12 protein-coding genes and 1 pseudogene are annotated in these 13,429 nt (G+C 62.8%); 6 read left to right on the forward strand and 7 right to left on the reverse strand.

Annotated features, from left to right (window positions below; translation table 11 throughout):
* Window positions 1-4: 4 nt before the first annotated feature.
* The 3 genes and pseudogenes from lolB to PRJ_RS30605 form a co-directional block, all read right to left on the reverse strand.
* On the reverse strand, window positions 5-622 hold the full coding sequence (gene lolB, locus PRJ_RS03810) for a lipoprotein insertase outer membrane protein LolB (protein WP_010951969.1): 618 nt from the start codon (window positions 620-622) through the stop codon (window positions 5-7).
* A 4-nt stretch (window positions 623-626) separates the two neighbouring features.
* The gene (locus tag PRJ_RS03815) at window positions 627-2,348 is read right to left on the reverse strand and encodes a tetratricopeptide repeat protein (protein WP_104960772.1); all 1,722 of its coding nucleotides are present in this window, start codon (window positions 2,346-2,348) and stop codon (window positions 627-629) included.
* Between the two features lie 769 nt (window positions 2,349-3,117).
* Window positions 3,118-3,223, reverse strand: a pseudogene (locus PRJ_RS30605) (3-deoxy-7-phosphoheptulonate synthase); the annotation flags it as partial.
* An 809-nt stretch (window positions 3,224-4,032) separates the two neighbouring features.
* Here PRJ_RS30605 and hemA point away from each other — a divergent pair.
* From hemA to PRJ_RS03855, 6 genes are all read left to right on the forward strand, one after another.
* Complete coding sequence (gene hemA / locus PRJ_RS03830; RefSeq protein WP_010951977.1) at window positions 4,033-5,310, forward strand: glutamyl-tRNA reductase; 1,278 nt, start codon at window positions 4,033-4,035, stop codon at window positions 5,308-5,310.
* Window positions 5,307-6,389, forward strand: coding sequence for a peptide chain release factor 1 (prfA, locus tag PRJ_RS03835; protein ID WP_003247392.1), 1,083 nt, complete (start codon window positions 5,307-5,309; stop codon window positions 6,387-6,389). The genes hemA and prfA overlap by 4 nt, the downstream gene beginning before the upstream one ends.
* Entirely contained in the window at window positions 6,389-7,219 is an 831-nt protein-coding gene (prmC, locus tag PRJ_RS03840; RefSeq protein WP_014589668.1) for a peptide chain release factor N(5)-glutamine methyltransferase, read from the forward strand. The genes prfA and prmC overlap by 1 nt, the downstream gene beginning before the upstream one ends.
* Entirely contained in the window at window positions 7,213-7,968 is a 756-nt protein-coding gene (locus PRJ_RS03845) for a molybdopterin-synthase adenylyltransferase MoeB (RefSeq protein WP_014589669.1), read from the forward strand. Before prmC ends, PRJ_RS03845 begins: the two co-directional genes overlap by 7 nt.
* Window positions 7,961-8,758, forward strand: coding sequence for a glutamate racemase (murI, locus tag PRJ_RS03850; RefSeq protein ID WP_010951981.1), 798 nt, complete (start codon window positions 7,961-7,963; stop codon window positions 8,756-8,758). The genes PRJ_RS03845 and murI overlap by 8 nt, the downstream gene beginning before the upstream one ends.
* 104 nt (window positions 8,759-8,862) lie before the next feature.
* A complete protein-coding gene (locus PRJ_RS03855; protein WP_003247385.1) occupies window positions 8,863-9,381 on the forward strand; it encodes an acyloxyacyl hydrolase in 519 nt (172 codons plus the stop codon).
* Between the two features lie 62 nt (window positions 9,382-9,443).
* Here PRJ_RS03855 and PRJ_RS03860 read toward each other — a convergent pair whose 3' ends face one another.
* Genes PRJ_RS03860 through PRJ_RS03875 form a run of 4 tightly spaced genes read right to left on the reverse strand, consistent with a single transcriptional unit; the run spans window position 9,444 to window position 13,429 of the window.
* Complete coding sequence (locus PRJ_RS03860) at window positions 9,444-10,142, reverse strand: SDR family oxidoreductase (RefSeq protein WP_104960775.1); 699 nt, start codon at window positions 10,140-10,142, stop codon at window positions 9,444-9,446.
* Window positions 10,139-11,581, reverse strand: coding sequence for a deoxyribodipyrimidine photo-lyase (phrB, locus tag PRJ_RS03865; RefSeq protein ID WP_104960776.1), 1,443 nt, complete (start codon window positions 11,579-11,581; stop codon window positions 10,139-10,141). The genes PRJ_RS03860 and phrB overlap by 4 nt, the downstream gene beginning before the upstream one ends.
* Complete coding sequence (locus PRJ_RS03870) at window positions 11,572-12,471, reverse strand: MerR family transcriptional regulator (RefSeq protein ID WP_104960777.1); 900 nt, start codon at window positions 12,469-12,471, stop codon at window positions 11,572-11,574. Before PRJ_RS03870 ends, phrB begins: the two co-directional genes overlap by 10 nt.
* Complete coding sequence (locus PRJ_RS03875) at window positions 12,461-13,429, reverse strand: DUF523 and DUF1722 domain-containing protein (protein WP_010951986.1); 969 nt, start codon at window positions 13,427-13,429, stop codon at window positions 12,461-12,463. The genes PRJ_RS03870 and PRJ_RS03875 overlap by 11 nt, the downstream gene beginning before the upstream one ends.

Genomic DNA, 13,429 nt, shown 5'->3' on the forward strand with positions numbered 1-13,429 from the left:
GCGATCAATGCCCCAGCTGGCGCGGCTGCCAGTCCTTGACCACCAGGGTCACGTCCAGGTCCTTGCCGTGCAGCTTCAGGCGCTCGGGCAACCAGTAGCCGTTCTGTTCGGTGTAGCTCAGGTACTGCACCTGCCAGCCATCCTGGTCGAGGCTGGCCAGGCGGCTGTCGCCATCCAGGGTCAGCTTGCTCTTGCTGTCGGGGGCGGGCAGGCCGCGCACCCACCAGACCAGGTGCGAAACCGGCAGTTGCCAGCCCAGTTGTTCTTCCAGCAGGGCTTCCGGGCTGGTGGCTTCGTAGCGGCCCTGGTTGGCCACTTCCAGCACCACGCCACCCGGGCGGCCGGTAAGGCGCGCGGCGCCACGGCCCAGCGGGCCGGCCAGGCGAATGTCGTAATAGTCCTGGCGTTGCAGCCAGAACAGCGTACCGCTGCCGGAATCGCGCGGGGCGCGGATGCCGACCTTGCCGTTGATCTGCCAGCCATCGAGGCTGCTCAGCTGCGCTTTGTGGGCGCGCCACTGTTGCGGGTCGCCGTGGCCCTGCAGGGCCTCACGGCTACCGAAGCCGGCGCAGCCGGCCAGCAGGGCGATCAAGGTAAAGGTGATGCAATGGCGCAGGAACATGGCGTTAAAGAGTCTCGGATCCGGTCAGGCGCAAGAGGGTCTTGCGCAGGATGGGGCTGTCGGCCTGGGCTTCGAAGCCCTTGGCCCATACCTGGCGGGCTTCGCGGCGCTTGCCGTTGGCCCACAGCACTTCGCCCAGGTGGGCGGCCACTTCGTGGTCTGGGAAGTTGGCAAAGGCCTGGCGCAGGTAGGTCTCAGCTGCGTCGAGGTTGCCCAGGCGATAGTTGACCCAACCCAGGCTGTCGAGCACTGCCGGGTCATCGGGGGTCAGCTGGTGGGCTTTGTCGATCAGCGCCTTGGCTTCGGCATAGCGGGTGGTGCGGTCGGCCAGTGTGTAGCCCAGGGCGTTCAGGGCCATGGCGTTTTCTGGCTCGCGGGCGATGATGGCGCGCAGGTCTTTTTCCATCTGCGTCAAATCGTTGCGCTTCTCGGCCAGCATGGCGCGGGTGTAAAGCAGGTTGAGGTCGTCCGGGTAGCGCTGGATGGCTTGCTGCAGCACCTGATTGGCCTGGGCGTCCTTGTTGTTGTTGCTGTAGCTTTCCGATTCGATCAGGAATAGCTGGATGGCGTAGTCTGGCTGGGCTTCGCGCGCGTCGGCGAGCAGGCGCGAGGCCTCGGTGCCGCGGCCGTTGGCGATCAGGATGTCGGCCTGGCGCAGCTGTGCCGGCAGGTAGTCTGGGCCCGGGCCGACCAGGGCGTATTCACGCAGAGCGCCAGCAGGGTCGTGGCGCTCCTCGTGGATGCGGCCCAGGTTCAGATGCGCGGCGTCAACGTAGCTGTCGCGCTCGACCAGCTCCTGCAAGTAGCCTTCGGCTTCATCCCAATCTTTGTTCTCCAGGCACACCAGCGCCAGCGAGTAGCGCAATTCGTCATCATCGGGGTATTGCTGGACCAGGCTGATGAACTCGCCTTTGGCATCGGCGATACGGTCCTGTTCGACCAGGGTGCGAGCGTAAGTCAGGCGCAGGCGTTTGTCGTCCGGGTTGTCGCGAATCGCCCCGCGCAGCAGTGGCAGGGCCTCTGGACCTCGGTCCAAGGCCTGCAGCAGACGGGCGCGCAGCAGGATCGGGGCGACTTCGCCGTTTTGTGCCGGGTGCGACTCGAGCAGTTCAAGGGCTTCTTCGGTCTTGCCGTCCTGGTTCAGCAGCAGGGCCTTGCCGAATATCAGCTGGCCGTTGTCGGGGTATTTCACCAGCAGGCGTTCGAAACTGTGTAGCAGGCCGTCGCGGGTGCTCTGGTCGGTTTCGGCTGCGGACAGGGCGAGGAAGTCGAAGTGGGTGTCGCCCTGGCCCTGCAGTACCTTTTCCATGTAGGTCATGGACTCGTCATAGCGACCGGCGCGGGCCAGCTGGATGGCGGCGGCGCGCTGGGCGTCGAGGTTCTGCGGGTCGTTGCGCGCCCAGACCAGCGCATTCTCCAGTGACGGCTCGTCGGCGCCGAGGTACTCGGCAATGCGGTAGGCGCGCTCGGAAACTGCTGGGTCCTGGGTTTTTGCCGCCTGATCGGTGTAGTTGGCCAGGGCAATGTCGAAACGGTTGCGCTGGCCGGCCAGCTCTGCCACCAACAGGCTATAGAGTGTGTCCTGCTTGAACGAGCCATACACCACGGGCTTTTCCGCCTCGCCCTTGCCAGCTTCGGCGACGGGAGGCTCGGCCTTTTGCGGGGCCAGGCTTTGGCAGCCCTGGAGCAGGGCGAAGGCAAGCAGCAATGCGTATGGTTTGTTCATAGAAAGGCTTATAGGAGGACTCACCGGCGGTCGGAGCATGATGACACAAGCGCGGAGGCAAACCCACCTGCGAAGGTATGAAGCTACGCTTAGCCTATGCAGACCGCACTGCGCGCGCAGGGTTCGCCCCAGGCTGGCCACGATGCCCAGCGTTCGTGCTGTTGTTCTGCTTCTGCTTCTAAGCGTGCGATAGTTCAGGCAACGCAGATTGCGACTTCAGGAGGCCGAGAGCTAGCCCGGAGCGCAGGGGCCGGATGATGGGATCCGGACGGTTTTTGGTTCCTTTTTGCCACACTACGACCAAAGTAACCCGCCGGAAGGGCGGAAAGGAGAATAGGCGCCTACATCGTGAATGAATGTCTACTTGATGTGAAAGCGCACAACCCAAAGGCCCAAAGGCCCAAAAGCTCAAAAGCTCAAAAGCTCAAAGCTTAAGCGCTGGTTCTGATCGGGCGTACAGTCCGTTTGCGATGTCGACGCCGACTCACCTTTCCGCCCTTACGGCGGGTCCCTTTTTATCGTGGCAAAAAGGGACCAAAAACCGTCGGCTCCCATCATCCGGCCCCTACGCTGCGCTCCGGGGTCCCCTCGCTCCGGCCTTGCTCCCGGGAGCACGCGCTGCAGGCCCCATCCATGGGGCCTCAGCGCTTGACGGGCATCCATGCCCGTCATCTCCCTCCGCAATGCCTCCACTCGGCCTCCTGAAGTCGCAATCTGCGTCGCCTGGACTACCGCGCGCTTAGAAGCAAGATCAAAAGCGAGAAGCGAATTCGGTGATCGGCCGGCACCGCCGATGCATTCGGTGAGGTTCTGCCCAGTCATCTGGATAAGGATACGCCGGCATGGCTGCCCTCGGCCTGGTGTACCTGGAAGAACGTCGTTGCTCTTGCTCTTGCTCTTGCTCTTGCTCTTGCTCTTGCTCTTGCTCTTGCTCTTGCTCTTGCTCTTGCTTTGGCTTTTGCTTCTAAGCGCGCGGTAGGCCAGGCGACGCAGATTGCGACTTCAGGAGGCCGAGCGCAGGGCTTGCGGAGGGAGGTGACGGGCATGGATGCCCGTCAAGCGCTGGGCCCCAGGATGGGGCCTGCAGCGCGGTCCTCCCGGGAGCAAGCCCGGAGCGAGGGGACCCCGGAGCGTAGCGTAGGGGCCGGATGATGGGAGCCGACGGCTTTGGTTACTTTGGCCATGACCAAAGTAACCCGCCGGAAGGGCGGAAAGGTGACTACGCGCCACCTTCGCGAATGAATACCTACTTGATGTGGATGCTCACATCCAAGAAGCAAGAAGCAAGAAGCAAGAAGCAAGAAGCAAGAAGCAAGGAGCGAAGTGGTCTGTTTTGACTCGGCGAACCGTCATTTGCGATGGCGACGCTGACTCACCTTTTCGCAAAAGGCTTAAGGCAGTTAGCTCTGTAGCCAGCTTCTTGGCGTCCGTTGTCACGGGGCAAGCCCACCAAAAAACGTTGCGCTCCCATCATCCGGCCCCTGCGCTGCGCTCCGGGATCCCCTCTCTCCGGCCTCCTGAAGTCGCGAAGATCAAAAGCGGGAGTGAAACCTGAAATCAACGTTGATGCTGGCCCGCGAGCGGCGATAGCCGCGGGACTATCAGCACAATAGCGAACGGTGGTTGTCCTGAAACCTGCGAAAGAGGACAATTATCGGCTTCCCGTCACAACCAGCGACCTTGCATGGCCTTTCTTGCACTTGGTATCAACCATAAGACTGCCTCGGTAGACGTACGCGAGCGCGTGGCGTTTACCCCAGAGCAGCTGGTAGACGCCCTGCAGCAGCTCTGCCGACTGACGTCCAGCCGCGAGGCGGCGATCCTGTCGACCTGCAACCGCAGTGAGCTCTATATAGAGCAGGACCACCTGTCCGCCGACGCCGTGCTGCAGTGGCTGGCCGACTATCACCGCCTCAGCATCGACGAGCTGCGCGCCAGCGCCTACGTGCATGAAGAGCACGACGCCGTGAAGCATATGATGCGCGTGGCCTCGGGCCTGGACTCGCTGGTTCTCGGCGAGCCTCAGATCCTCGGCCAGATGAAGTCCGCTTACGCCGTGGCCCGCGAAGCCGGTACCGTCGGGCCGTTGCTCGGGCGCCTGTTCCAGGCCACCTTCAGCGCCGCCAAGCAGGTGCGTACCGATACGGCCATCGGTGAAAACCCGGTTTCGGTTGCGTTCGCCGCGGTCAGCCTGGCCAAGCAGATTTTCGCCGACCTGGGCCGCAGCCAGGCCCTGCTGATCGGTGCCGGCGAAACCATCACCCTGGTCGCCCGCCACCTGCACGAGCAGGGCGTACGCCGTATCGTGGTGGCCAACCGCACCCTGGAGCGCGCCAGCATCCTGGCCGAGCAGTTCGGCGCGCATGCCGTGCTGCTGGCAGACATCCCCCAGGAACTGGCCAACAGTGACATCGTGATCAGTTCCACCGCCAGCCAGTTGCCGATCCTGGGCAAGGGCGCGGTCGAGAGCGCACTGAAACAGCGCCGACACAAGCCGATTTTCATGGTCGACATCGCTGTCCCTCGCGATATTGAAACCGAAGTCGGCGAGCTGGATGATGTCTACCTGTACACCGTCGACGACCTGCACGATGTAGTGGCGGAAAACCTCAAGAGCCGCCAGGGTGCGGCTCAGGCGGCCGAAGAGCTGGTATCCGTGGGCGCCGAAGACTTCATGCTGCGCCTGCGCGAACTGGCTGCGGTGGACGTGCTCAGGGCCTATCGCCAGCAAAGTGAGCGCCTTCGCGACGAAGAACTGCAAAAGGCCCTGCGCCTGCTGGCCAATGGCGGCAACCCCGAAGACGTGCTGGCCCAACTGGCCCGGGGCCTGACCAACAAACTCCTGCATGCGCCCAGCGTGCAGCTGAAAAAGCTCTCGGCCGAGGGCCGCCTCGATGCGCTGGCCATGGCCCAGGAACTCTTTGCCCTCAACGAGGGCTCCACGGACAAATCCCCGCAATGAAAGCGTCGCTGCTGAACAAACTGGAAATCCTCCAGGACCGTTTTGAAGAACTCACCGCCCTGCTCGGTGACGCCGAGGTTATTTCCGACCAGACGCGTTTTCGCGCCTACTCCCGCGAGTATGCCGAGGTAGAGCCGGTTTACGCTGCTTATAAAGAGTGGCGTAAAGTCCAGGACGACCTCGAAGGCGCCCAGGCGCTGCTCAAGGACAGTGACCCGGACCTGCGTGAAATGGCCGTGGAAGAGGTGCGTGAAGCCAAGGAGCAGTTGTTGACCCTGGAGGCGCAGCTGCAGCGCATGCTGCTGCCCAAAGACCCCAACGACGGTCGCAACGTGTTTCTCGAAATCCGCGCCGGTACGGGTGGCGACGAGGCAGCCATCTTCTCTGGTGACCTGTTCCGCATGTATTCGCGCTACGCCGAAAAGCGCGGCTGGCGCCTGGAGATCTTGTCCGAGAACGAAGGCGAGCACGGCGGCTACAAGGAAATCATTGCCCGCGTCGAGGGCGAGAATGTCTACGGCAAGCTCAAGTTCGAGTCCGGTGCACACCGGGTTCAGCGTGTGCCCGAGACCGAGTCCCAAGGCCGTGTCCACACTTCCGCGTGCACGGTGGCGGTGCTCCCCGAGCCGGACGAGCAGGCCGCCATCGAAATCAACCCGGCCGACTTGCGCGTGGATACCTACCGTGCCTCCGGTGCCGGCGGCCAGCACGTCAACAAGACCGATTCGGCGATCCGTATCACTCACTTGCCTACCGGTATCGTGGTCGAATGCCAGGAGGAGCGCTCGCAGCACAAGAACCGTGCTCGCGCCATGTCCTGGCTGTCGGCCAAGCTGAACGACATGCAGACCAGTGCCGCGCAGAACGCCATTGCCAGTGAGCGCAAGCTGCTGGTGGGTTCCGGTGACCGCTCCGAGCGCATCCGCACCTACAATTATCCACAGGGGCGGGTGACCGATCACCGCATCAACCTGACCTTGTATTCGCTGGACGACATCCTCAGCGGTGGCGTAGACGCGGTGATCGAACCGCTGCTGGCCGAATACCAGGCCGATCAATTGGCCGCCTTGGGGGACTGATGACTGTCATCGCCAGCCTGTTGCGCAACGCGCAGTTGCCTGAATCGCCCACTGAGCGCCTGGATGCCGAACTGCTGCTGGCTGCGGCCATCGGTAAATCGCGCAGCTACCTGCATACCTGGCCCGAGCGTATTGTCAGCAGCGAAGATGCCGAGACCTATGCCGGCTACCTGAAACGCCGCCGTGGCGGCGAGCCAGTGGCCTATATCCTTGGGCTGCAGGGCTTCTGGAAGATCGACCTGGAGGTCGCGCCGCATACCCTGATCCCGCGGCCGGATACCGAGCTGCTGGTCGAGACGGCGCTTGAACTGCAACCCGCTTCGCCCGCCAAGGTTCTCGACCTGGGTACCGGTACGGGTGCCATCGCTCTGGCGCTGGCCAGCGAGCGCCCGGCCTGGCAGGTTACAGCGGTTGACCGGGTGGAGGAGGCTGCTGCCCTCGCCGAGCGCAACCGCCAGCGGTTGGGCCTGGCCAACGCTCGGGTACGGCTAAGCCACTGGTTCGACAGCCTGGCCGGGGAGCGTTTCGACCTCATTGTCAGCAACCCGCCCTACATCGCCGCTGAAGACCCGCACCTGGTGGCCGGCGACGTGCGCTTCGAACCCAGCAGTGCCCTGGTGGCCGGTGCCGATGGCCTGGACGACCTTCGCGTGATCGCCGCCCAGGCCCCCGCGCACTTGTTGCCAGGTGGTTGGCTACTGCTGGAACATGGCTACGATCAGGCGGCGGCGGTACGTGCTCTGCTGGCTGAACATGGCTTTATCGAGGTGGCCAGCCGCACGGACCTGGGCGGCCATGAACGCATTACCCTGGGGCGACTGCCATGCTGAGTGATCAGGAACTGCTGCGTTACAGCCGCCAGGTGCTGCTGGCCCAGATCGACATCGATGGCCAGCTGCGGCTCAAGCAGAGCAAAGCGCTGATCATCGGGCTGGGTGGCCTGGGCTCGCCAGTCGCCCTGTACCTGGCCGCCGCTGGCGTGGGTGAGCTGCACCTGGCCGACTTCGACACCGTCGACCTGACCAACCTGCAACGCCAGGTCATCCACGACAGTGCCAGCGTTGGCATGAGCAAGGTCGACTCGGCCTTGCAGCGCTTGCAGGCAATCAACCCGGAAGTCAGCCTGGTTGCTCACCGCCAGGCACTGGACGAGGACTCGCTGGTGGCGGCGGTGGCGGCGGTCGACCTGGTGCTGGACTGCTCCGACAATTTCTCTACCCGCGAGGCGGTCAACGCTGCCTGTGTCGCCGCCGGCAAGCCGCTGGTCAGCGGAGCGGCAATCCGTCTGGAAGGCCAGCTGTCGGTGTTCGACCCGCGGCGTGACTACAGTCCGTGCTATCACTGCCTGTACGGGCATGGTAGCGAAGCTGAACTGACCTGCAGCGAAGCAGGCGTCATTGGCCCGCTGGTGGGACTGGTGGGTAGCCTGCAGGCGCTGGAGGCGATGAAGTTGCTGGCTGGCTTCGGTGAGCCGTTGGTCGGCCGCTTGCTGTTGATCGATGCCCTCGGCACCCGTATCCGCGAGCTTCGTGTCAAGCGCGACCCGGCTTGCACGGTCTGTGGTAAGCGCGATGGCTGAGCGCTCGGCGCCGATCGGCGTCATGGACTCGGGGGTTGGCGGTTTGTCGGTGCTGGCCGAGATCCAGCGCCTGCTGCCCAACGAAACGTTGCTGTATGTGGGCGATTGCGGGCATATACCCTACGGTGAGAAGTCGCCTGACTATATCCGCGAGCGCTGCCGACGCATTGCCGGGTTCTTCCATGAACAAGGCGCAAAGGCCATGGTCCTGGCCTGCAACACTGCCACGGTGGCGGCAGTGGCCGACCTGCGTGAGTTGTATCCGACCTGGCCGTTGGTGGGCATGGAACCGGCCGTCAAGCCTGCAGCGGCAGCCACCCGCTCGGGCGTGGTCGGTGTGCTGGCCACCACCGGTACCCTGCAGAGTGCCAAGTTCGCAGCCTTGCTCGATCGCTTCGCGAATGACGTACAGGTTATTACCCAGCCTTGCCCGGGGCTGGTCGAGCTGATCGAAGCCGGTGACCTGGTAAGCCCGGCGGTGCGCCAGCTGCTGCAAGGTTATGTGCAGCCGCTACTGGCTGCAGGTTGCGATACGCTGATCCTCGGCTGCACCCATTACCCTTTCCTTCGCCCATTGCTGGCCGGCATGGTCCCGGATGACGTGGCCATCATCGACACCGGCGCGGCCGTGGCGCGTCAGTTGCAACGGCTGTTGGGTGCCAATGATCTGTTGGCCGAAGGCCCGGCCGGCGCTGCACGCTTCTGGACAAGCGCTGACCCAGAAGCCTTAAGAAAAATCCTACCTGTGCTGTGGCATAAGTCTGACGATGTGCAAAGCTTTGCGTTGTGAAAAAAACGTGAAAAAAGGCTGAACTATCGTTCCACTTCTGCTTTCTACCGCTTTGCCTGAGATGAGGCGGACAAATAACAGCATCAGAAAGAAGGATGTTTCTTATGAGGAAACTGCTCGGCTTGGCAGCGGCTGCTGCCTTTGTTTTGGGGCAAGCGATGTCTGCACAGGCTGCCGATGTTTCGTTTTCGGTGGGGCAGACTGGCGATTCGACAATGGTCTACCGGCTAGGGCTGCAATCGAATTGGGACGCGAGTTGGTGGCAGACCAGCGTTGGTCGGCTGACCGGCTATTGGGACGGGGCCTACACCTACTGGGATGGCGACGAGACCGCGAGCAATCACAGCCTGTCCTTCGCGCCCGTGTTCGTCTATGAATTTGCCGGGGAATCGGTGAAACCTTACATCGAAGCCGGCATCGGGGTGGCGGCGTTCTCCAGCACCGAGCTGGAAAGCAACGAGCTGGGTTCGGCATTCCAGTTCGAGGACCGCATTGGTTTTGGTTTGCGCTTTGCCGGCGGGCATGAGATTGGGGTGCGGGCGATTCACTATTCCAACGCGGGCATCAAAGAGCCCAATGATGGTGTAGAAAGCTACAGCCTGCATTACAGAATGGCGCTCTGAGTTCGCCTGCATTCGCCACTTCGCGGGCTTGCCCGCGAAGACGGTAATGCTGATTTCAGGTGTTAACGCGCCAGCGGCCACAGGCTACTGAGGTCCAGCGTCTCCAGGACCAGTTCGGGTTCTCTCTGAGGCCACCGGCGCAGCAACTCCTCTGCGGCACTGCCGGGCGTCCACGCCTCCGGTATCGCCTGTGCCGACGTTACCGTAACCTTCAACGATTGTGGCCCTACGATGGTCAGTGCTACCCCTTGGTCCTCAAGGGCCTTGCGCTGCTCACGCAGCCATTGCGGCAAGTTGTTCCAGCCCGCAGTCACCTGTGTCGGTGCAAACAGCTGCAACGCCGAATAGCGGTTGAAAAGCCCCATCACCTGGGGCGACTGCCCCTTTGCCAGCAACGGCAGCGCTTTGCTCAGGCAATGCTCTGCGGCCAGCTGGTTGGTGGTGACGATCGCTTCGATCAGCTCACTGTCACTGACATTGTCTGGCAGGTAATCGGTGGTGCCGGTGTTGAGGATCAGCCCGTCCAGCGAACACCAGGCATGGCAAATCTGTTGGCACGCATCGGTGACGTGTTGTTCTTCCTGCAACTGCCACGGCAAACGCAACAATTGGCTGCCGTAGCGTGCCCCCAAATCATCCAGTGCATCGCTATCCTTGCCACTCGCGGCAACGCGATGTCCTTCATCGAGCATCCGCTCCACCAAAGCCAAGCCAAGTCCGTTGCTTGCGCCTGTAACCCAAAAACTACGCGAGTTAATCAAGACGTTATCCCCTGATTCTGCCGGCGTGGCAGCCCTTTGAATGCTTCCAGGGCCCGCTGGCGACTGCTGCTGAGATCTACGATTGGACTTAGGTACGAAGTATTACCGAAAAGGTCCGTCGATTTAATGGGTTGATGGATGGCTTTTTCATCGAGCTCCTGTAGTTCCGGTACCCAGTGGCGAATGAACCGACCCTGTGGATCGAAGCGTTGCGACTGTGAAACCGGGTTGAAGATACGGAAATAGGGCACCGCGTCGGTGCCGGTGGACGCACTCCACTGCCAACCCCCGTTGTTGGCGGCCAGGTCGCCGTCTATCAGGTGGCGCATGAAGTGCCGCTCGCCCTTGCGCCAGTCAATCAGCAGGTTCTTGCTGAGGAACATGGCCACGATCATGCGCAAGCGGTTGTGCATCCACCCGGTGTGCAGCAGCTGGCGCATGGCGGCATCGATGATCGGGAAGCCGGTGCGGCCCTGCTCCCAGGCCTCCAGGTCTGCGGGGGCGTCACGCCAGGGCAGGGCTTCGGTCTGGGCGCGGAAGGCGCGGTGGCGCGAGACCTGTGGATAACCGCTCAGGATGTGCTTGTAGAACTCACGCCAGAGTAGCTCATTGATCCAGGTCTGCACGCCTGTGCTGCCACTGTCGAACTCGCCCCGGTTGCCGGCCAGTGCACCGTGCAAGCATTGGCGGGGCGAAATCACGCCGGCGGCCAGGTAGGGGGAAAGCTGGCTGGTACCGGGCTTGGCAGGCAAGTCGCGCAGGTGGTGGTAGTCGTCGATGGTTTCGTCCAGGAAGCGTGACAGGCGGGACTGTGCCTCAGCTTCACCGGCTGGCCAGTGGTCGCGCAGTGCGTGCGTGGTTTTTCCGAAGCCCTCGACATGTTGCGGGATCGGGTCGCTGCCGATGTTCAGCGGGGCCTGGCGCTTCACCCGCCGTGCCAGGGACGGCAGGCTGCGGTGCAGATGCTCCAGGCAGGTTTTCTTGAACTGGCTGAACACCTGGAAGTAATCGCCACTGCGAGTCAGTATGGTGCCCGGACGGAAGAATAGTTGGTCGAGGTAGCTGTGCGCCTGGATGGCCGACTTTTCCAGCAGTGCCCGGGTGGCATCATCCCGGCGCTGCTCATTGATGCCGTACTCCTCGTTCCAGTGCACGCTTTGCACCTGATGTTGGCGGCAGATATCGAGCACCGCCTGTGGCGCCTGGTCCCAGGTATCGATTGTGCGGATCAGCAGGGGGATGTTCAGCTTTTCCAGTGATTGGCGCAGGTCATGCAGGTTACGCAGCCAGAAGTCGACTTTGCAGTCGGCATCGTCATGGGCTTGCCATTGTCCGGGGCTGACCAGCCACAGGGCGATGGTCGGGCCGCGTTCGGTAGAGGCGCTGAGTGCAGTGTTGTCATCGATACGCAGGTCGCTGCGCAGCCAGGTCAGGTGCATGGGGGATTTATCTCTACAGGCTGTCGATCATGGGCTTGAAGCACGCGCAATGCCGCCTGCGGGGTGTCGAACAGGAAAAGGTCGGGCAGCTCAAAAGCCTGCAAGCGGGCTTCATGCAGCGCCAGCGTGGCACCGCCCAGCAGCTTGGGGATCGGCAAGCCTTGCAGGGTGCGCAGCAACGCCTTGTCGTCGATGCGTGGCCCCAGGTGCAGGAGTAAGGCGCGTGGTTTGAGCGCGTTGACGGCGCTTAGCAATTGCGGGCCTGCGACGGGCTGCTCGAGCACCTCGACCGGGAAGCCATTGCTGGTGAGTAGCCAGGCGCACAACCATAAGTCCGGGCTGAAGGTGCGTTCGCTGTCTTCGGCCAGCAATACGGCGGGCCCTTGCAGCAGCTGGTTGTCGTGGTACACGCGGGCACCGAGCTTGCTGCGCAGCCAGCTGTGGAAAAACACCTGCTCCAGCCGAGCGTTGAAGTAATTGCGCCAGCGCTGGTCGAGCATGTCGAGGAGCGGCAGCAGCAGTTGTTCGCACAGGGTGACTGCCGGGTACAGCGCCATTGCCTGGTTGAGTTGCTGATCGAGGGCGCGCTGTGAAAGGCCGGCGATGGCTTCGATCAGCTGGAATTGCCTGGCTTGCCAGTCCCCCTTCGGTGGGGTGCTGGCGGGTTTGTCGAGCAACTCGCGGACTTGGCCGACCGACGCGCCACGCTGCAGCCAGGCCAGGACGGCCTCGACGCGTTCGACCTGCTCAAGTGGGTACAGGCGATGCCCCTTGGCGGTGCGCTGTGGCTTGAGCAACCCATACCGGCGCTCCCAGGCGCGCAGGGTGACCGGGTTGACGCCAGTGCGACGGGCAAGTTCGCCAATGGGCAGCAAGTCCTCAGACCGCATTGCGCAAGCCCAGGCTCTCGGGGTGAGGCTGCAGGTAGGCTTGTTGCTGCAGGTAGGGGTCTGGGTGCTTGCGCAAATGGTGTTTGAGCAGGGTCAGTGGCACTACCAGAGGTACCACGCCTTGTTGGTATTGGCCGATGACTGCCTGCAACTCGGCCTTGTCCTGCTGCGTCAGGGCATCCTTGAAGTAGCCGCTCAGGTGCTGCAGCACGTTACTGTGGGTGCCGCGGCTGGCGCAGCGGCGCAGGGCCTGCATCAGCTGGCTGAAATAGCGCGGGCCGATGCTCTGTGGTTCATCAGCCTTGCTCATGCTGCCAAGCAGGCGGCCGAGGGTGCGATAGGCCTGGGGGTTGTTGGCCATCAGCAAATACTTGTAGCGCGAATGAAAGCGTACCAGCGCGCCACGGTTCAGGCCCTCGGCCAGCAGGCGCTGCCAGTCGGCGTAGGCGTAAACGCGGCTTATGAAGTTCTCGCGCAGCACAGGGTCATGCAGGCGGCCTTCTTCTTCTACTGGCAGGTCCGGGCGCAATGCGCAGAAAGCCTGGGCATAGACGCCACGGCCACCATGCACGGCCGGGTGGCCGTTGTCCTGATAAACCTTTACCCGTTCCAGGCCGCATGAAGGTGACTTCTGCATGAAGATGTAGCCGCAGATGTCGTCAAGCTCGTTGGCCATCTGCTCGCCATAGGTGCGCAGCGGGTCGGTAAGGTCCTTGCCAGGATCGCGGGTGCCGACCACTTCGGGTTGCTCGGGGTTGCCGACCAGGCGAATCGGGTCGCGCGGGACACCCAGGCCGATTGCCACTTCCGGACACACGGGTAGCCAGTCGAAGTGCTGTTCCAGCTGTTTACGGCACAGGTCGGAGGCCTTGTGGCCGCCGTTGTAGCGCACGCTGTGCCCGGTCAGGCAGGCGCTGATGGCGATACGCGGCTTGCTGTGGGCGGAAGGGTCGTGCAT

This window comes from Pseudomonas sp. XWY-1 (assembly GCF_002953115.1).
In the GTDB taxonomy this organism is placed as follows: domain Bacteria; phylum Pseudomonadota; class Gammaproteobacteria; order Pseudomonadales; family Pseudomonadaceae; genus Aquipseudomonas; species Aquipseudomonas alloputida.

Excerpts from the sequence above, each read along its gene's own strand:
- lolB (WP_010951969.1), bottom strand. The coding sequence starts at position 622 with ATGTTCCTGCGCCATTGCATCACCTTTACCTTGATCGCCCTGCTGGCC.
- PRJ_RS03815 (WP_104960772.1), bottom strand. The coding sequence starts at position 2,348 with ATGAACAAACCATACGCATTGCTGCTTGCCTTCGCCCTGCTCCAGGGC.
- hemA (WP_010951977.1), top strand. The coding sequence starts at position 4,033 with ATGGCCTTTCTTGCACTTGGTATCAACCATAAGACTGCCTCGGTAGAC.
- prfA (WP_003247392.1), top strand. The coding sequence starts at position 5,307 with ATGAAAGCGTCGCTGCTGAACAAACTGGAAATCCTCCAGGACCGTTTT.
- prmC (WP_014589668.1), top strand. The coding sequence starts at position 6,389 with ATGACTGTCATCGCCAGCCTGTTGCGCAACGCGCAGTTGCCTGAATCG.
- PRJ_RS03845 (WP_014589669.1), top strand. The coding sequence starts at position 7,213 with ATGCTGAGTGATCAGGAACTGCTGCGTTACAGCCGCCAGGTGCTGCTG.
- murI (WP_010951981.1), top strand. The coding sequence starts at position 7,961 with ATGGCTGAGCGCTCGGCGCCGATCGGCGTCATGGACTCGGGGGTTGGC.
- PRJ_RS03855 (WP_003247385.1), top strand. The coding sequence starts at position 8,863 with ATGAGGAAACTGCTCGGCTTGGCAGCGGCTGCTGCCTTTGTTTTGGGG.
- phrB (WP_104960776.1), bottom strand. The coding sequence starts at position 11,581 with ATGCACCTGACCTGGCTGCGCAGCGACCTGCGTATCGATGACAACACT.
- PRJ_RS03870 (WP_104960777.1), bottom strand. The coding sequence starts at position 12,471 with ATGCGGTCTGAGGACTTGCTGCCCATTGGCGAACTTGCCCGTCGCACT.
- PRJ_RS03875 (WP_010951986.1), bottom strand. The coding sequence starts at position 13,429 with ATGCACGACCCTTCCGCCCACAGCAAGCCGCGTATCGCCATCAGCGCC.